Origin of the sequence: Rhodanobacter sp. L36 (assembly GCF_009765755.1) — a bacterium.
Classification (GTDB): domain Bacteria; phylum Pseudomonadota; class Gammaproteobacteria; order Xanthomonadales; family Rhodanobacteraceae; genus Rhodanobacter.
Genome location: NZ_LMUV01000011.1, coordinates 396,702 through 414,921, shown reverse-complemented (window position 1 = coordinate 414,921; position 18,220 = coordinate 396,702). Strand labels below are relative to the sequence as shown.

General features: G+C 62.0%; 16 protein-coding genes and 1 pseudogene. 9 read left to right on the top strand and 8 right to left on the bottom strand.

What is annotated here, in order from left to right; translation table 11 throughout:
• The first annotated feature begins 8 nt into the window (after window positions 1–8).
• Window positions 9–1,451, top strand: coding sequence for an XVIPCD domain-containing protein (locus GSQ73_RS11515; RefSeq protein ID WP_158884128.1), 1,443 nt, complete (start codon window positions 9–11; stop codon window positions 1,449–1,451).
• Window positions 1,452–1,485: 34 nt separating this feature from the next.
• Here the strand turns inward: GSQ73_RS11515 and GSQ73_RS11510 are convergent, their stop codons facing one another.
• Window positions 1,486–2,403: an AraC family transcriptional regulator gene (locus GSQ73_RS11510; protein ID WP_158884126.1), complete on the bottom strand. Its 918-nt coding sequence runs from the start codon at window positions 2,401–2,403 to the stop codon at window positions 1,486–1,488.
• A 113-nt stretch (window positions 2,404–2,516) separates the two neighbouring features.
• On the opposite strand from GSQ73_RS11510, the gene GSQ73_RS11505 reads away from it, so the two are divergent.
• A complete protein-coding gene (locus tag GSQ73_RS11505; protein WP_216844768.1) occupies window positions 2,517–3,497 on the top strand; it encodes an oxidoreductase in 981 nt (326 codons plus the stop codon).
• A 99-nt stretch (window positions 3,498–3,596) separates the two neighbouring features.
• Here the strand turns inward: GSQ73_RS11505 and GSQ73_RS11500 are convergent, their stop codons facing one another.
• Window positions 3,597–5,135, bottom strand: coding sequence for an FAD-dependent monooxygenase (locus GSQ73_RS11500; protein WP_158884122.1), 1,539 nt, complete (start codon window positions 5,133–5,135; stop codon window positions 3,597–3,599).
• Window positions 5,136–5,340: 205 nt separating this feature from the next.
• Complete coding sequence (locus GSQ73_RS11495) at window positions 5,341–6,021, bottom strand: hypothetical protein (protein WP_158884120.1); 681 nt, start codon at window positions 6,019–6,021, stop codon at window positions 5,341–5,343.
• A gap of 209 nt (window positions 6,022–6,230) precedes the next feature.
• On the opposite strand from GSQ73_RS11495, the gene GSQ73_RS11490 reads away from it, so the two are divergent.
• From GSQ73_RS11490 to GSQ73_RS11480, 3 genes are all read left to right on the top strand, one after another.
• Window positions 6,231–6,710, top strand: a complete 480-nt coding sequence (locus GSQ73_RS11490) for a VOC family protein (protein WP_158884118.1) — start codon at window positions 6,231–6,233, stop codon at window positions 6,708–6,710.
• A 143-nt stretch (window positions 6,711–6,853) separates the two neighbouring features.
• Window positions 6,854–7,573: a hypothetical protein gene (locus tag GSQ73_RS11485; protein WP_158884116.1), complete on the top strand. Its 720-nt coding sequence runs from the start codon at window positions 6,854–6,856 to the stop codon at window positions 7,571–7,573.
• A gap of 85 nt (window positions 7,574–7,658) precedes the next feature.
• Window positions 7,659–8,312 carry a glutathione S-transferase family protein gene (locus GSQ73_RS11480; RefSeq protein ID WP_158884114.1) on the top strand — a complete coding sequence of 218 codons (654 nt, stop codon included), beginning with the start codon at window positions 7,659–7,661 and terminating at the stop codon, window positions 8,310–8,312.
• A 70-nt stretch (window positions 8,313–8,382) separates the two neighbouring features.
• Here the strand turns inward: GSQ73_RS11480 and GSQ73_RS11475 are convergent, their stop codons facing one another.
• The 4 genes and pseudogenes from GSQ73_RS11475 to GSQ73_RS11460 form a co-directional block, all read right to left on the bottom strand.
• Window positions 8,383–9,021, bottom strand: a complete 639-nt coding sequence (locus GSQ73_RS11475) for an energy transducer TonB (RefSeq protein WP_158884112.1) — start codon at window positions 9,019–9,021, stop codon at window positions 8,383–8,385.
• Between the two features lie 113 nt (window positions 9,022–9,134).
• Window positions 9,135–10,559, bottom strand: a complete 1,425-nt coding sequence (locus tag GSQ73_RS11470; RefSeq protein ID WP_158884110.1) for a UdgX family uracil-DNA binding protein — start codon at window positions 10,557–10,559, stop codon at window positions 9,135–9,137.
• An 86-nt stretch (window positions 10,560–10,645) separates the two neighbouring features.
• Window positions 10,646–11,791: pseudogene (locus GSQ73_RS11465) on the bottom strand (putative DNA modification/repair radical SAM protein); the annotation flags it as partial.
• A gap of 159 nt (window positions 11,792–11,950) precedes the next feature.
• Window positions 11,951–12,838, bottom strand: coding sequence for an oxidoreductase (locus tag GSQ73_RS11460; protein ID WP_158884106.1), 888 nt, complete (start codon window positions 12,836–12,838; stop codon window positions 11,951–11,953).
• Between the two features lie 73 nt (window positions 12,839–12,911).
• Between GSQ73_RS11460 and GSQ73_RS11455 the strand changes: the two genes are divergently transcribed.
• The 4 genes from GSQ73_RS11455 (at window position 12,912) to GSQ73_RS11440 (ending at window position 17,085) form a co-directional block, all read left to right on the top strand.
• Window positions 12,912–13,304 carry a MerR family transcriptional regulator gene (locus GSQ73_RS11455; RefSeq protein ID WP_158884104.1) on the top strand — a complete coding sequence of 131 codons (393 nt, stop codon included), beginning with the start codon at window positions 12,912–12,914 and terminating at the stop codon, window positions 13,302–13,304.
• A 203-nt stretch (window positions 13,305–13,507) separates the two neighbouring features.
• Entirely contained in the window at window positions 13,508–15,577 is a 2,070-nt protein-coding gene (locus GSQ73_RS11450) for a tetratricopeptide repeat protein (RefSeq protein ID WP_158884103.1), read from the top strand.
• Between the two features lie 52 nt (window positions 15,578–15,629).
• On the top strand, window positions 15,630–16,202 hold the full coding sequence (locus GSQ73_RS11445) for a hypothetical protein (RefSeq protein ID WP_158884101.1): 573 nt from the start codon (window positions 15,630–15,632) through the stop codon (window positions 16,200–16,202).
• A gap of 214 nt (window positions 16,203–16,416) precedes the next feature.
• Window positions 16,417–17,085 carry a hypothetical protein gene (locus GSQ73_RS11440; protein WP_158884099.1) on the top strand — a complete coding sequence of 223 codons (669 nt, stop codon included), beginning with the start codon at window positions 16,417–16,419 and terminating at the stop codon, window positions 17,083–17,085.
• 60 nt (window positions 17,086–17,145) lie between these two features.
• Here the strand turns inward: GSQ73_RS11440 and GSQ73_RS11435 are convergent, their stop codons facing one another.
• A complete protein-coding gene (locus tag GSQ73_RS11435) occupies window positions 17,146–18,204 on the bottom strand; it encodes an aldehyde reductase (protein ID WP_174236098.1) in 1,059 nt (352 codons plus the stop codon).
• Window positions 18,205–18,220 lie beyond the last annotated feature (16 nt).

The window sequence follows — 18,220 nt, the reverse complement described above, 5'->3', positions numbered from 1 at the left end:
GATCAGCCATGCCGCTGAGCACGCAAGCGCAAGCCATCGTGACGGCCTTCGGCACCCAGCCGGGCGTCACTGCAGAGCAACTGAAAAATCTTCAGGCCACCTTCGACGCATCGCCCGCGTTGACCGATGAAGTGAACAACGCGGTCGCCCAAGGCCACTTGCAGCACATCGTGCCGTTGAACAACCCCCATGCCGGTGGCGAATACAACGCCGCCGCGCACGAGATGCGTCTTCCGCTGGCAATGTTGAATTCGCCAGCCAGCGGCGCGTTCAACATCGGTGAACCGACCTTCGTGCTGGGCCACGAATTGCAGCATGGCTTCAATGCCGCCACGGCCGCCACGGCGCAGGAGACGTTTGCAACCGACCTGCAAGCCATTGCCCAATCACCCGCGCATCGGCATGACTACACCGCCCCCATCGGCGCGATGATCGCCGCCAATCGGCGTGACGAGGCAGGCGCCGAAATTTCCGGCTGGAATGCCATCGTCAGCGCCGCGCAAAAGGATGCAACGGATCATCATCAGGCCGCGCCGGGCCTGGCTGAGATTTATGCGCGCAGTCCGGGACGCATGGGCGATTTCATCGACGTGGATCGTTCGCACTTTCCGCCGACCTATGCAGTCAGGCCGAACCTCACGCTCAATGCGGACATGACCATGGCTGCCACGCCGCACAACATCGAAGGCATGGGCCAGAATTATTTCGATCGTGGCGCCAGCCTCGGGCACAATGGCAATTCCAGTTACGCCAACTATTACGGCTCCTACGCGGTAGGCCTCGCCAGCAACTACGAGCGCAGCTACAACCCGCCGACTCATCCGCAACCCGGACATGCCGCGCCTGCCGGGCACGAGATGGACGTCAATCTCGCGCAGCTTCATCTGAGCCCGCGGATCATGGCCGAAAACGGCATCGACTTGGGGGCGAACACGCATCCCATGCCTTACGTGGATAACAGTACCCATCCGCCAACGCACGCGCAGTTTCGGCACACGATCAGCACCCACACTTACGCGCCGGTGACCTCCGCCAGCGAACCGGCTGCCACCGTGCGACTCGACGATGCAGCCCATCCCGACCACGCACTTTTTCAGCAGGCTCGCCAAGGTGTCCACGTGCTGGACGCGCAGCATGGACGCACGCCGGATCAACGCAGCGACAACCTGGCCGCCGCGCTTGTCGTCGCGGCGAGACGCGATGACATGCACGAAATCCACCACGTCGCGTTGGGCAACGATGCAGTGAAAACGTTCGCCGTGCAGGGCGAGTTGCATTCACCGCTGAAACAAATCACCCAGGTGGATACCGTGCAGGCCGTGCAGACACCCGTGGCGCAAAGCAGTCAGGCGTGGGAACAAGTCATCGCGCAGAAAGCAGTGCAGCCTGCGCAGGCGGAGCAGCCCGCGTTGCAGCCAGCGCAACCGTCGGCGCAACCCACCCTGGGTTGAACGGTCCGGCGTTGGGCACGAAATTGCATCGCCCTCAATGCAAAAGTGAACCTGCATAACGACTGGGCGACACGCCGACGACGCGCTTGAACGCATGGCTGAAAGCGCTTTCCGAGCTGTAGCCAAGATCACGCGCGAGCACCGCCACCGGCACGCTGTCGCGACGCAGCGCATCCTGCGCCAGCCGCATGCGCCATTCGGCCACATACGTGAGCGGCGCCACGCCGGCATGTGATTTGAAGTGTGCGGCGAAGATCGTGCGCGACATCGCCGCCGCGCGTGCCAGATCATCCAGCCGCCAGGCGCGACCCGGCTCTGCATGAATCATGCGCAACACCGGCGCGAGTCGTGCATCCGCTGCGGCGCGCAACCAGCCGGCCGGCATCACGTCGCCCGAAGCGAGGTACGCGCGTAAAATGTGCACGAACAACAAGTGCGCGAGCTGCGTCTTGGCTGCGCCTGAGCCGGGCAGATCCACTGCACATTCCTCGGTCATGCGATCAAGCAGCCAGCGTATCGGCGCAGCCTGCGGTGACGATGCACGCACGTGGATCAGTCGCGGCAACGCAGCCGACATCATCGGCGCGTACGCGCGATGCAGGCGAACGTGGCCGCCGATCTGCAGCACCTCGTCGCCCTCGTTCACTGCAACGATATTCGTGCTGCGCCCGGCGAAAACGTCATGCGCAAGTCGGGGCGTCGCCGTCAAATCGCTGCCCATGACGAAGCCGCACTCCACCGCGAGCAGCACAACGTCGCCGGACTCGATGTGCGTGGCCTCGGCTTCGTCGTCCAGGCGCAACCAGCAGCCACCGCGCACATTGGCAAAAAACTTCAGCTTGTCCGGTGGTGCAAATTGCACGGCCCACGCGCCGCCCGCCGTGAAACCGCCCGACACCACGGATTGCGCGTCGGCGAGGCGGAGTACATCGGTGATGGAGTCGCTGGTCATTTAAGTACGATCACGCATGCATCCGGGATTTTCAAGCATTCATCGTCCGCGACATGGCGACTATCGTGGTGGCCAGCAAATCAACGCGACCATCGATCCAGCAGGAGTCCACCATGCAAACCCCTCTTCCTTCGGGCTTCGGCCCCGCTACCACCGCCGCCGATGTCATCGCCGGTGTCGATCTCACCGGCAAGCTGGCGATTGTCACCGGTGGCTATTCGGGCATCGGCGTCGAAACCGTGCGCGCACTTCGGGGCGCCGGTGCGCATGTCATCGTGCCTGCGCGTGATGCGGGCAAGGCGCGCGATGCGCTGGCCGGGATTGATGCCGAGATCCTGCCGATGGATCTCGCCGCTCCGGCGTCCATCGACGCGTTCGCCGAACAAGTGCTTGCGCGCAATCGAGCGCTGCACATCCTGATCAACAACGCCGGCGTCATGGCTTGTCCACTCGAGCGCGACGCTCGCGGTTACGAGCGTCAGTTCGCCACCAATCATCTCGGCCATTTCCAACTTGCGGTGCGACTCTGGCCAGCTCTACTGCGTGCGAACGGCGCGCGCGTGGTGGCGCTTTCCTCGCGCGGTCATCGCTACGCCGCCGTCGATGTCGACGATCCGCATTTCCACAAGCGCGACTACGATCGCTGGATCGCTTACGGCCAGAGCAAAACAGCCACGTCGTTGCTCGCTGTCGGTGTCGATGTGCGCGGCAAGGCCGACGGCATTCGCGCTTTCGCGGTTCACCCGGGCGCCATCGTGACCCCGCTCGTGCGCCATCTCACCAACGAAGAGCTGCGCGGCTTCGACGCACTGGATGAAAACGACCAGCCCGTCGTCGACATCGCACGCGGCATGAAGAGTCCCCAGCAAGGCGCGGCCACCAGCGTATGGGCAGCCACCAGTAGACAACTCGATGGCCGCGGCGCCATTTATCTCGAAGACTGCGATATCGCACCGGTCGTCACGGAAACAGCCGCCGGTCCGCAAGACACATTGCACGCCGCCGGTGTGCGGCCCTATGCCATCGATCCTGTTGCCGCGGAAAAACTCTGGGCGTTGAGTGAGGTGCAGACGGGCGCGCGGCTTCAAGGATAGAAACCTGGCTGCGTTCAGTTCTCGCGGGAGTACGAATCGAAGCGCGATTCGTGATCAACGATCGACGCAGACGAGCGAGCGGATATCCATCGTTGACCTTTATTCCTGGAGCACTGCCTCGGGATCGCCGAACCATCGAGAGGCAGCCTCCGCCGCCGCTTCTTGATCGGGCGCGGCCTCACTGGCCCACGCAACCACGCCGTCAGGTCGCACCAGCACCGCGCTCAAACCCAGCCGATTCTTGACGTCGCCGGCGACATAGGCGATGCGGTCATGCCATCGGTTGGCGAGCGATCGAAGCGGCGCATCGGCATTGAAATCCAGCAGCAATCCTTTGCCGCTGGCGAGCAGTTCGCCGAGCTTTGTTCCGTCGGCCCACTCGAAATTCGGCGCGCTGCGACCTGCCAATGGATGACTGCCACCGAGATCGTAACCAATGGAAACACCCCACAGGCGCTCGGCGAAATAGGTAGCGCCGTCACGCGTGTCGATGAGGTCGCGAATGATGGATTCGAGTGCGCGTGAGTGTGGACTCGGCCGCATCAACACGACCTGCGCGCGTGACCAGTCGAGCACCCGCGCGCCAACCGGATGCCGCTCGCTCGCGTAGGTGTCGAGCAGGCCGGCCGGCGCGTGGCCACGAAGGGTAGCAACAAGCTTCCATCCGAGATTCATCGCGTCGCCAAAGCCGAGGCTGAGGCCCTGCCCGCCCAGCGGCGAATGGATATGCGCCGCATCGCCTGCGAGCAATACGCGTCCATTGCGATAGGTCGTCGCCTGATACGCACGATCCGTCCAGGTGGTGACGAGTTCGAGCGACGTCAGGGTGACGTCGACGCCGGCGACATGCCGCAGCACCTTTTGCACGTGCTCGCGCGTAACCGGTTGGGTTCGATGAAAAGCGCCGCCATCGAAATCGACCATCGCGATGGCGCCGGGTTGCGTCTGCGCATACATGCCGGTCGGCGTGTAGTTGCGGCCTGGCTTCAGCTTTTCGGCATCGGCGATCGTGGCTTGGAACGAGTAACCGGTGAACTCTGCATCGGTGCCGACGAACTCGAAGCCGCCCAGCTTGCGCACGGTGCTGCGCCCGCCATCGCAACCGACGAGCCAGCGCGCGTGCAAGGTTTCGCCACCGGCGTGAATCGTCACGCCGTCATCCGATGCAGCGAAGTTTTCGACACCGACGCCGCGCCTGATCTCCACACCCATCGCGATGGCACGGGTAGCAAGCGCGGATTCGAGATGCGCCATATCCGTGACCATCGAAGTGACGGACGAGCCCGGCAGGCGATACAACCATTTCGAGGTATCGATATGGTCGTCGTCGAATGGGATACCCGCGAAATGCCCCGCCGACCGGCGCGGTTTCGCTTCCGACGTGGACGCCGAAGCGCCGCTGCCCCAGCCGACTTTTACCGGCTGCGGCAACGCGATGTCGTCAAGCAATCCGCGCCGCTCGAAAGCCTCGATGGTTGACGCCCAAAGGCCGCGCATGCCGAACGGAAGTCCCTTCAGAGGCGTGTGCGGATCCTCGGCCTGTTCCAGCACCAGCACCGGAATTTCGGCGAGGCGCAGTTCGCAGGCCAGAAACAATCCGACCGGACCGGCGCCGGCAATCACGATGTCATGGATCAAGACATTTCCTCGCGACACGGCATGGACATGGGCATCAAAGGCCGTTCGCAGATGAGTTTATTTCGTCAGGCGTAGACGGAAAATCAAAGAGTCGGGACCACTACTGATGAAGAAGTTTTCCGAGCTGATCGATTTGAGAAACAGTGGTTGCGACCATGAAATGCATCGAATCCGTGCGGCGAAACGCCAGCGGCGGCGGATGTCGCTAGTTGCCCTTTTCACCATGCATGCGACGGACACGCACCACGCTGCCGCCCACATAGGTCACCACGTAAGTCGAGCCTTCGTGCGTCTCCTTGGCCACTTTCACCGGGTCGTTCATGGCGACTTTCTGTAGCGGGTCCTTCTGGTACATCGAAAGGTCGCCGGTGGGGATCAGCGTCAATGGCGGGCTGATCTGCTCGAAGCTGGTGAAGTGACTCCCGCAGGTCACGACCTCTTTGTATCCGATGAAGGTGGTCATGCCGCAGCTCTTGCCAGAGATTTCCGGCAGGCGCGCCAGAAAGATGAAGTACTTGTTCTCGTGAGTAATGCGCACCCGGTTGCGCACGGTGTCGTCGCCACCCATGTTGGTGGCAGTCCAGAAGCGCACCAGCGACGCATCATGGCAACCCGCCGAAGCGCACTCCTGCAGTACCAGATATTCGTCGTCCTGCAGATGCACCGGCTCGATGCTGAGAATATCGTCCTGCACCAGTGCCTGAGCGGGAAAAACGACCGAAGGCATGCGCGGATCGACCCGGAAGTCACCGGAGATCAGGTAGCCCCCGTGTTGCGTCGAGAACGCCGGCGCCGTCACTTTCACCGCAGGCAAGGTGGTTTGCGCCGAGGCGGAAAAGCCCGCGAACGCCAGACCGAGAATCGAAAGAGTGCGCAAGATTTTCATCAGGCCTCCAGGCCATGGACAAGGCGATAGCCGCCGCAACGCCCGGCAGTCTCCGGCGCTGCATCCTAGCAAACGTCCATTGCCATGACGCGGATGACACACTCCGACCCGACACGTCGTGGCGTCCTCATGGCCATGTCGATCTGCGTGCCCCTCGTTCGTCGTAACCATGAAAGGCACCCTCGTTGCCTTGAATCAGGAGAAATCACATGGTCAGCAAGAACACGATCTGCCTTTGGTATGACGGCACCGCGCTGGATGCCGCGACGTTCTACGCCAAGACGTTTCCGGACAGCAACGTGGGTGCGGTATTTCGCGCGCCGAGTGACTATCCCGCCGGCAAGAAGGGCGATGTATTGACGGTCCAGTTCAATGTCATGGGCGTTCCGTGCCTCGGATTGAACGGCGGCCCTGCGTTCAAGCACGATGAGGCCTTCTCGTTTCAGGTGGCAACCGACGACCAGGCGGAAACCGATCGCCTGTGGAACGCGATCATCGACAACGGCGGCCAAGCCAGCGAGTGCGGCTGGTGCAGGGATCGCTGGGGCCTGTCCTGGCAGATTACCCCGCGCGTCCTCACTGCCGGCATCGCCGATCCGGATCCTGCCGTCGCCAAACGCGTGTTCGAAGCGATGATGACGATGTCGAAGATCGACGTTGCCGCGATCGAAGCCGCGCGACGCGATTGATACGCATCGGCCAACGCAACAAGGAATGACGGCGTCATGTGTTCGCACAGCGCGCCTGACGCCTTGCTCGCTGACTCGGTTTGTCGTTTGCGCGGCTCATGCAACCATTCCGGCACCCTTGTTCCAGCGAAGAGGCAAAGCCCATGAAGCCCATTGGCCAGCGTTTCCTGATGATCTACGCCGGCGTGCTCACTGCCGTGTTTGCCGTCACGGTGCTCAGCGGTTTTGCGCGGACACCCGAAAAGTTGTCAGTCCATCAACTGGACGTGCAGCGCATCAACGTGCGCGAGCCGAATGGCACGCTTCGGCTGGTGATCACCGATGCCGCCAGCGCGCCGGGCATCTTCATCAAGGGCAAGGAATATCCGCACCCCGACCGAAAGACCGCAGGCATGATTTTCTATAACGACGAAGGCACCGAGAATGGCGGCTTGATCTTCGGTGGCGAGAAGAACAAGGACGGCACCAGGGAATCACACGGCCACCTGTCTTTCGACGCCTACGAACAGGACCAGACCATGGCGCTGGATTCCCACCAGGAAAAGGACGGCCGTTACACCAAGCTGCAGTTCAACGACTATCCGGATTATTCGATCCTCGAGGAAATCCAGTTGCTGGCGTCCATCAAGGATCTGCCGGCGGACCAGCAGAACGCCAGGCTCAAGGCCTTTTTTGCGGAACACGGCGGCCCGACCCGACGCATCCTGCTCGGACGCAACACCGACGGCAGCGTGCAGCTCGCCATGAATGATTTGCAGGGCCATCCGCGCATCGTGATGAAGGTCGCCAGCGATGGCTCACCGTCACTGCAGATGCTCGATGGCAACGGCAAGGTCATCGGCGAACTCGTGCCCCGGCAGTGAAAAGCAGCCATGCGCTGCTGCGCACCGCTGCCGTAAGAACATCGATTCGTGTCTGCCATCGCCCATCGCTCCATGGAACCCATCAATGACTCCCACCATCACCGCTTTTAAAAATTCGCCCGATCGGGGCAGAGGACTCGCGCGCGACATGCGTGTTCGCTGGGCACTCGAAGAAGTCGGACAGCCTTACGAGGTCAGACTGGTTTCTTTTGCCGCGATGAAAGAGCCCGCGCATCTGGCGCTGCACCCCTTCGGGCAGATTCCCACCTATGAGGAGGGCGGGCTCGCGCTGTTCGAATCGGGGTCGATCGTGTTGCATCTCGCGCAGACCCGTGCGGGCTTGCTGCCGGATGACGCGAATGCTCGTGCACGCGCGATCACCTGGTTGTTCGCCGCGCTCAACACGGTGGAACCGCCGCTGGTCGAACGCGGCATGGCCGCGATCATGGAACGCGACAAGCCGTGGTTCGAACAGCGCCTGCCGATGCTCGATGCGCGCGTGCATAAAACGCTGGGCGAACTTTCCCGACGCCTTGGCGATGCCGAATGGCTCGATGGTGCGTTCAGCGCGGGCGACCTCATGATGATCGGCGTGCTGTTCCGCTCGAAGCCGCTGGGCATGCTCGGCGACTATCCGAACATCGCCGCTTACGTTGCGCGTGGCGAAGCACGACCTGCATTTCAGCGCGCGTTTGATGCGCAGCTAGCGGTGTTCAACAGCCATCAACCAGCCGGCTGAAAAGGTTCGCCTCGTTTTCCGGATTCAATGATTCACAACGGACGCGGGTTCCTTCGCGCCTTGGAAAAAATCAGATCGACGGATATGTCGAGGGCGCGAGATAGCGCCCGAGAAAAAACAAAACGACGCCGAGCGAGACGACCATCAGGTTTCGCTTCGTGGAAGACCAGTGTGCTGCCACGAACAGCGGATACGTGACGACCCACAACGCGACCATAAAGGAAAGCCAGAGAATCGACTGCCGCTTCGCCAGAACAACGGACCATGCAATGCCGACCACCCAGATCCATCCACCCAGGACACTCAACAGCATGCCCGCCAGCGTCACCAATGCCCGCTCAGGCAAAGCAAAGTTGCCGGTTGCGTCGTACTTCAGTTGAAAATTGATGGGCACGGCGACCCAGTGCGCCACCGGCTTGCCGTCTTTTGTCGCGGGCCGAAACGACCAGCGCGAGATGTTCTGCAATGCAGCCGCGTCCAGATCGGGATACCCACTGGATTTGGACACTTTCGCATTAGTGGCCCGGCCATCGACGTCCACTTCTGCGACAACGGAAACGACGCCTTCTTCTCTTGCCGCTACTGCCGAAGATGGGTAGTCGATGGGGGAGTGAATAATGGCAGGGTCGGTCGTATCGAGGGCCGCGTTGGCAGTCGCGGAAAACAAGGCGGCAAGAAGCCACACCGCCGCAACGGATTTCCGAAACATCATCTCTCCCCCTGTTGCAATGATCCGCCGCGAATTCTAAAAAGCGGCGAACCTTCCGGAGAGCCTAACATCGGAAAAGCCGATATTTTGATGCTGCACCGCTTTGGCGCGATTCATGTCATCACCTCGCACAACATCGAAAGATCGCGCACGAAGTGTGCCGTGGCTTCGTGGCGTGCGCGCTCGTCAGGCAAACGCAGCAGATAGGACGGATGCACAGTGGCGAACGCACGCGTGCCGTCATCGAGGTCGATCCATTGCCCGCGCTGTTCGAGCAGCCGGAAACTTCTGCCGAAGATGGCCTGCGCCGCCATGGCACCGAGGCAGACGATGGCCTTCGGTGCGACGCGCTCGATTTCGGCAAGCAACCACGGTCGACACGCCGCCTGTTCCTGCGCGTTGGCGCGCGCATGCAGGCGGCGTTTGCCGCGCGGCTCGAACTTGAAATGCTTGACGGTATTGGTGATGTAAAGCGCGTCGCGCGCGATGCCGGCCTGCGCCAGCGCGCGATCGAACAGCTGTCCGGCCGGGCCCACGAACGGACGTCCGGCCAGATCTTCCTGATCGCCCGGCTGTTCGCCGATCACCATGACGCGTGCATCGTCGCGGCCTTCGCCAAACACCGTCTGTGTCGCCGGCTCCCACAACGGACACGCGCGGCACTGCTGCGCCTGCCTGCGCAATGCGTCGATGCTGCCATCGGGCAGTGACATTGCAATGCGCTCGACGGGCGCGGGAATATGTTTTTTCGGCGTGGTGGGCGCGCTTTGCACCATCGCATCCATCCGCGCGGTGGCATCGCGGATCAGGCCGGGAATCAGCACGGCTTCGGGCAGGTTCTTCCAGTAGCGCACCGGCATCTCGTTCTTCATTGCCTGCACTTTCAGACGCGCCGGATTGAACACGTTGGCGAAATACGTGAGCCACAACGCCTCCAGTGCGTCCTCGTTCGGGGCATCGCCTTTCTGTGCGCCCGCGCCAAAGGTGAGCGTCTGGCCGTCCCAATGCACGCTGCGTGCAGGCGTAAGAATGGACCAGTGCATGCCGGCGAAGCGACGCACGAAAAACGGCGCGACGCGCGAAAGAATCGCGTGCGATGGCTCGAACCACGCGATGAACACCGAGCCTTCCAGCTGCTTCACTTCGCGAAAGCGCACGAACGCTTTCATCTTGTGCATGTCGCGTCGCACTGCCTTGGCCGCCTGCTCGCACCAGGCCACATCGTCATCGGATGCGATGCCCAACACATGGCGTTCGCCGTGAGTCATTCGCCAGAGCAACCGATACAGCACGGCGTGGCGACGCGCGTCGGCGTGCGCGAGCACGGTGTCGGCCAGGCTCAGAAATTCGCGCGGCACGGTGCCGGTTTTAACTGCAGGCTTGTCGTCGGCCGGCGACGCATCCGCGGGAAGCAATCCTGCGATCTCGCCAACCTGCCATTGCACGTCGGAGGGCAACAAACCATCGGCGAGCAATGCGCGCGCGTGCGTGCGCCATTCTGCGAGGTCGTTGCCATCGTGAAGAACGACGACGCGCATCAGTGGCCGAACAGATCCGCCTGGCGCGGCACGGGGTCGTGCAGCGATGCATCGAGATGGCGCAGCGCACTGCTCTCGCTGTCGCCGCGCGGCCGATGGTCGATGGTCGCCACGAACGGCGCCACCTTGCGCATCGGCACGCGCAATTTGACCAGATCGGTGTAGCGCAGCTTGCGATGCGCGCGCATGCCGATCAGTCGTTGCACGGTGCGCACGCCGAGGCCCGGCACACGCAGCAACATTTCTTTCGGCGCGTGATTGAGGTCGACCGGAAACTGTCCACGATGACGCAGCGCCCAGGCCATCTTGGGATCCACGTCCAGATCGAGCATGCCGCTGTCGTTGGCCGGCGCGATCTCCTCCACGTTGAAACCGTAGAAGCGCATCAACCAGTCCGCCTGATACAGCCGATGCTCGCGCACCAGCGGCGGCGGCCGCAGCGGCAGCGCTTTCGATGCATCGGGAATCGGACTGAAGGCGGAGTAGTAGACGCGCTTGAGGTTGTAGTTGGCGTAGAGATTGGTGCTGCTGGAAAGCACATCGCGATCGCTCGATGCATCCGCCCCCACGATCATTTGCGTGCTCTGTCCGGCCGGTGCAAAACGTGGTGCCTTCTTGTCCGACTTCGCTTCTTCGATGCCGAGTCGCAAACGGCCCATGGCGCGGCGGATGTCACGCAAATCCTTTTCCGGCGCCAGCGCCTTCAGGCCGCCTTCGGTCGGCATCTCGACGTTGATGCTGAGGCGATCCGCCCAGCGGCCTGCCTCAGCGAGCAATTCCGGCGAGGCATCGGGGATCGTCTTGAGATGGATGTAGCCGCCGAATCGATGCTCCACGCGCAGGCTGCGAGCCACCTGCACCAGCATTTCCATGGTGTAGTCGGACGACTGGATGATCCCCGAGGACAGAAATAACCCTTCGATGTAATTGCGCCGATAGAAATCCATCGTCAGTTGCACGACTTCGGCGACGGTGAAGCGCGCACGCTGCACATTGCTGGTGCGACGGTTGATGCAGTACGCGCAGTCGTAGATGCAGAAATTGGTCAGCAGGATCTTCAACAGCGAAATGCATCGACCATCCGGCGCATATGCGTGGCAGATGCCCATGCCTTCGTTCGAGCCGATGCCGCCGGTTTTCAGCGAGTCACGTTTCTGCCCGCCACTGGACGAGCACGACGCGTCGTACTTGGCGGCATCGGCGAGAATCGCCAGCTTGTCCGAGAGTTTCATGAGGCGAACATGATGGTTCGATACCGCGGGAATTGGCGTGAAGAATCCCGATTCTCGCCATCACGTGTCGCACGCCTTGCGTCGGCATCGCCCTCCACGTCATCGGCAACCCGCGTACTCGCCATGCATACGGTGGCGCGCGCTGAATGGCACGCGCATTCACCGCATTCGACTCGACGACGCCTTTGCAGCTTTACCCGCGGCTTTTTCCACCATCCGCATGAAGCCATCGAACGCGCGATCGCTGAGGATCCGGCGAAAGAACAGGATCGTGCGCGCGCCTCCACCGGTCGCGTAGCGCGTTCGCGGTCGGCGCGCGTGCAATGCGCGGGCAATCGTGCTGGCGACCACGTCCGGCTCCGAAACCATGCTGGAATCTTCGCCGGACCCGAGCAGGCGCGCGTGCGCGTCGGCCTGTTCCGCATAGGCGGTGTGGCCGGAATGCTGCAGGAGGCTGTCACGGGCGATGCCGCCCCATTCGGTACGGATCGCGCCGGGCTCCACGATCACGACCTCGATGCCGAATGGCGCCAGTTCCATGCGCAGGCAATCGCTCAGGCCTTCGACGGCGAATTTGGTGGCGTGGTACCAACTGCCCAACGGCTCGTGCATCTTGCCGCCGATCGACGTGATGTTGACGATGTGGCCGCCGCGCTGTGCGCGCATCATCGGCGTGCTCAACTGAATCAGTCGCGCCAGCCCGAACAGGTTGACCTCGAATTGCCGACGCCCTTCATCCAGCGGCACATCTTCCAGCGCGCCGTAGGAACCATAGCCGGCGTTGTTGACCAGCACGTCCAGGCGTCCTTCCGCCTGTCGGATGGCGTCCACCGCAGCGACGATGGATGCATCGTCCGTGAGATCCAGCGAGAGCAATCGCGCACCGGCCGTTTTCAAGGCCTGCATGCGTTCGAGTCTTCGCGCAGCGGCGTAAACCACGTAGCCATCGGCGAGCAGTCGTCGTGCCGTCGCCTCGCCGATACCCGACGACGCGCCGGTAATCAGCGCCACCTTTTTCGTCGTTCCGGTGGGGATGTTTGTGGTCATGACGCTTGTCCTTGGGGAATCAGTGAATGGCAGTCTAAACTAGGGTCTATACACCCAAGTCAAGAGGTTCCTCATGCTGATCGCCGACTTCTGCCGCCGCGCCGACCTCACCCGGGATGCCGTGCGCCTGTATGTGAAGCTCGGCCTGTTGACGCCGAACGTCGGCGTCAATGCCAGCAACCGCTATCAGCAATTCACCGATAAAGACCTGAATACCACCGCGGTCATCCGCACCGCGCAGCAACTCGGCTTCACCCTCAGGCAGATCGTCACGTTCAACAAGGAATACGAATCCGGCGCGATGGATCGCAAGCGCAAACTCGCCATCATGCGCAGCCAGCTCGAAGCGTTCGATATCCAGGCCGAACGCATGCGCGCCATGCGCAAATACCTGCGCGCCAAAGTCGCCTGGCTGGAAGGGGGCGAGCGCGGTGTCGAGCCGGCGTTTCGTGGGGCGCGCTGTTGAGGCCTGTATGCATCGGTGCCGATCAGGCGAGCATGAGCCATGCCCTTGATCGCCGCGATTCGCCAGCCGCGAACGACGCGCACTTCCTTCACGCTGCTGGTCAGCGATAGAGTCGGCCGGGCAAAGGGGGCGATCGCGCGTCGGCACGGGGACTGGCCGCCGGTGAACGTATCGATGGATTCCGGTTTCGGAAAGCTTCATTCATGGGCGCATTCAATTCCCTGCTCGTCGAGCTTCGGCGTCGCCACGTATATCGCGTGGCTGTGGTCTACGCTGCCATCGGCTGGTTGCTGGTGCAGATTGTCACTCAGGTATTTCCGGTGTTCTCGTTTCCCGCCTGGACCGAGCAGTTCGCCGTGCTGGCACTGCTGGGTGGATTTCCCATTGCACTGATTCTCGCGTGGGCTTACGAAATGCGCCCGGATGGCGTGCATCGCGATGATGACTCCGCGGTGCACGAATCGGGCCGCAAGCGCGGCCACCGCGTCGATGTCGCCATTGGCATTCTGGTGCTCGCCACGCTCGGCGTGGGTGTCGCCATGTGGTCATCGCATCGCGCGTCTGCAACGCATGCCGTCGCAGCAACACCAGCGCCGGCGACAGCGCCACCGATCGAAACCAATGCGAAGTCGATCGCCGTGCTGCCTTTTGAAAACCTCTCCGACGAACACGCCAATGCCTATTTCGCGATAGGCATGCAGGAGCAGATTCGCGCGCAACTGACGCGGCTCAGTGGACTGCGGATTATTTCAGGCGACTCCACGCAGAAGTACCAGAGCCATCCGGATGGCCTGTCCGCGATTGCCCGCGAACTCAACGTCAATATCGTGCTTGAAGGCAGCGTGCAGAAAAGCGGTGACGAAGCGCGCATCAGCCTGCAGCTGATCGACGTGAACACGAACGCGACGCTATGGGCCGAAACCTACGACCGCAACCTCAGCCACATCTTCACTGTCGAAAGCGAAGTAGCAGCCCAAGTGGCAGGCGCATTGCAGGTGCGCCTGCTGCCGAAGGAACAGCAGCACCTGGATGTCGCACCCACACACAACCCGCATGCCTACGATGCACTGCTGAAAGGCGAGGCCGCGCAGCAGCGCGCCGAAGTGAGCTGGCAGAAAGCCGACATCGATGCGGCCATCGCCGCCTTCCAGCAGGCGACCACCGACGATCCGCAGTTTGCCCTCGCCTATGCGCGGCTCGGATATGCCTACGTGTGGACCGTCGAGTTCCTCGCTGACGTGGACATGCCATCGCTGCTGGAACACAGCCGGCAGGCTTTCAGTCGGGCTCTCGCGCTCGATCCGGATTCCACTGAAGCGCACGTGGCCGCGGGTTTCTACCACTTCTGGGCCGAAGAAGACGACGCGGCTGCCGCCGAACAGTTCAAGGAAGCGCTTGCGCTCAATCCGCAGAATGCCGAAGCGCAACTCGCCCTGGGCAAAATCCAGCACGACCTCGGTCACCTTGACGACAGCAACATCGCACTCCAGCGTGCAATCGAACTCGATCCCCGTAACGTGCTCTCGTGGCAGGCGCTGGCCGAGCTCCAGCAGGAAAAGCGCCAGTACGCCCAGGCGGACCAGAGCTTGCTGAAAGCGGTGCAGATCAATCCCGAGGCAGGCCTCACGTGGGGCCTGCGCTCGCGTCTCGCATACATGGTCAGCGGCGACGGCGCCACGATGTATGCCATGGTTCTTTCAGCGCCTGTGACCGTGCAGGCCAACCCTACCCATCTGGTCGATCGTGCCGTGTCGCGCTATCGCATGCACGACTACGTACAGGCGCTGAAGCTGATCAAGACGAGTCATGGCTCGGTGCACCCGCCCGATTGGCTATGCGGCATGCAGGCCGACATCGAGTGGGCCGCGCACGATCGCGACCTTGCGAAAACCGATTACCTTCGATGTGTCGACCTGATCCTCGCCGATGCGGGGCATGCCAACGATCCATGGCAAAGCCTGCATTTGGGCTGGTTCTACGCCCGCCTCGGGCGCGCCGCAGACGCCGAGCGCGAAGGGTTGCACGCCGTTGATCTGAAACCGATCGCCACGTCGTGGAACGACGGCGGTTATGTGCAGCTGAGCATGGCGGCCATATGGTCCCAGCTCGGCAAGCCGGACAAGGCCGTGCCGTTGCTCGACCAACTGCTGAGCACGGATCACGGCAACACCCTCACCGCCGCCATGCTGCGCACCGAAATCGAGTGGGACCCGATCCGTAACGATCCCGCGTTCAGGCAATTGCTGCAGAGATATGGTGCGCCGATGCACTAACGTCTGGCGTTCAAGCTACCTTGCATGCATCCATGGCTCGGGGGAGCAAGGCATGACGAGTTTCGAATTCGTGTTCGGGCTGATTTCGGTGATCACGTCGCTGGCGCTCACGAACATGCTCGGCGGTGCCGTCAGCTTGTATCGCCACGCGGAGCGGGTGCAGCTGTCGTGGCGTCACGGGCTCTGGGTCGCCATCGCATTCATGGTGCTGATCGCCAACTGGGCGGCGTTCTGGAAATCACACGACCAGCGCCTGTGGAGCGCCCTGGACATCCTCATACCGCTGGCATTTGTCAGCGTGCTGTATGCGTTCTGCGATCTGGTGATGCCCGACAAGACCGCGGAACACGCGGTGGTGAACCTTCGCGAATACCACTTGCGCAAAGGCGGGCGTTACAAGACGTTGCAACTGGCGTTCGCCATCATGGCGTTGATCCTCATCGCCCATCGGGAACACACCCTGGCTCACTGGTTTGGCGCGTCCAAATTCGCCATCCTCGCTGCGCTGATCGGTGCGCTGGCGCTGCGTGCGCGCAGCACGTGGCTGGATACCGCAACGGCCATCGTCCTCGCACTGCTGGGGATCGTTTTCATGATCGCCAACCTGCAACTGCTTTCGGCGTGAGCGAGCGGCGTGACCGCGGCGTCACTGGTACAGCGCCGTCGATCGCTACTCTTGTCACTCGTTGTACGCGTGGGCTCCAGCACCTCCGTCAACGCAGACCCTGAAGGGTGCGCAGCACAAGTGCGATTCCGGCTTTCACCGTAATGACGAAGATGAGCTTCCCTGTCCAGCATCAGCTTTTTTCACCTCGCCTCAGGAGCGTGCGATGGATTTCATGAAGATCCTCCGGTCGTTCGAAGAGTTCCTTTACGAAATCATGAGCTGGCTGGTGTTCTATCCGCGTACCTTGTTTCGCATCCTGCGACATCCGGTGGCGATGGCGGATTACACCTTGCGCGAGATGGGCAAGGAGCAAGACCGACAGTTCGCCGAAGCGATCAGCCCGCCATTGACGTTGATCCTCTCGCTGCTGCTGGCGCATGTGGCGGAACTGATTTTTGCGCCACCCATGGCGTATCCGCACAATCGCATCGGGCAGGCGATCTTCGGATCGGAACAAGGCTTGCTGTTGTTCCGCTGCGTGTGTTTCAGCGCCTATGCGCTCGTGGCCGCCGCATGGACGATGTACCGCACTCGACAACGCGTGGACCGCGACACGTTGCGCGGCCCGTTTTATATCCAGAGTTATCTCGCGGCGCCGTTCGCGATTCTTTTTTCACTGTCATCGCTCGTCGCGAGAGAGGGCGGACACACGCTGCACATCGCGGGCCTCGTTCTGTGCATTGCAAGCGTCGTCTGGTATATCGGCGCACGCATGATGGTCTATCGCCACCTCAGCGGCGCCGGCCTGCTGCGCTCATCGGCGATCGTCATCACCAACTTCGTGCTGACCACCGTGCTCATCCTCGGCGCTACAACTCTGCTGCTGAAGTTCGGGCAGTGAGAATCGACGACATCGCATCGAGCTGATCGGAAACAACATCCAGGTTCGCTCCGACGACATTCACCGCGCCTCTTTCGCGCCAGCCACCAGACCAAAACGAACCAGGCTTTCCGCAGTGGCGACGATGGCTTCCTCGCGCGGGCGTGGCGACCAGCCGAGCAGTCGCACGGCCTTCTCGCTGGTGGCATTCATGTTTCGCCCGAGCAAGGGTACGGCACCGCGCATCGCGGGATCGGCTAGTGCGCCGAGTCGAACCACCCAGTTGGGCAAGACGCGCCGCGTGACCTTGCGAGCTGAATCACCCATGCGTTTGCGCAGCACATTCGCGACATCGATCATCCACAAGCTGTCTCCGGAAATCGCGAGAAAGCGCTGACCCTTGGCGGCGGGATTCGTCATGGCGCGCAGATGCAGATCCGCCACGTCGCGCACATCGACAAAGCCGCAATTGATCTTCGGGCATCCCGGCTGCCCTTCCAACAGATTCTTGATCAGGCGGATGGAGTGCGAATAGTCCGCGCCCAGCACCGGGCCAAGCACCGCGGTCGGATTGATCGCAGACAACTCCAGCCCGTTACCTTCGCGCGCGATGAAATCCCACGCGGCGCGTTCGGAAAGTGTTTTCGATTTCTGGTACAGCCAGACGCCGCTGGCTGTGAGATCACTCCAATCGGTTTCGTCGAACGGCCGGCTGATGTTCTTGTGACCGGCGCAGATCGCACCGAACGCCGAGGTCAATACCACGCGCCTCACGCCTGCATCGCGTGCAGCCCGCAGCACGCGCAAGTTTCCATCGACGGCCGGTCTGATCCACTCTTCTTCGCTGCTTTGCTCGCCGGTAGGCGTGGGGGAAGCGCCATGCAGCACATAGGTGCAACCAGCGACTGCCTCGGCCCATCCGTTGTCGGAACCCAAGTCCGCAGTGACGAACGACAGACGATCGCCGGCCTCGACACCTCCGACCTTCAGTTGTTCTCGCACCTCCGCCTCGCGCTTCGGCGTACGAATCGTGGTTCTTACCTGATAGCCCGCATTCAACAGCGCGAGGATGCAATGCTGGGCGATGAATCCGGTGCCGCCGGTCACCAGGACAGTCTGCGGCTCATTCGACATCTTCATGCGTTTTCTCCCGCTG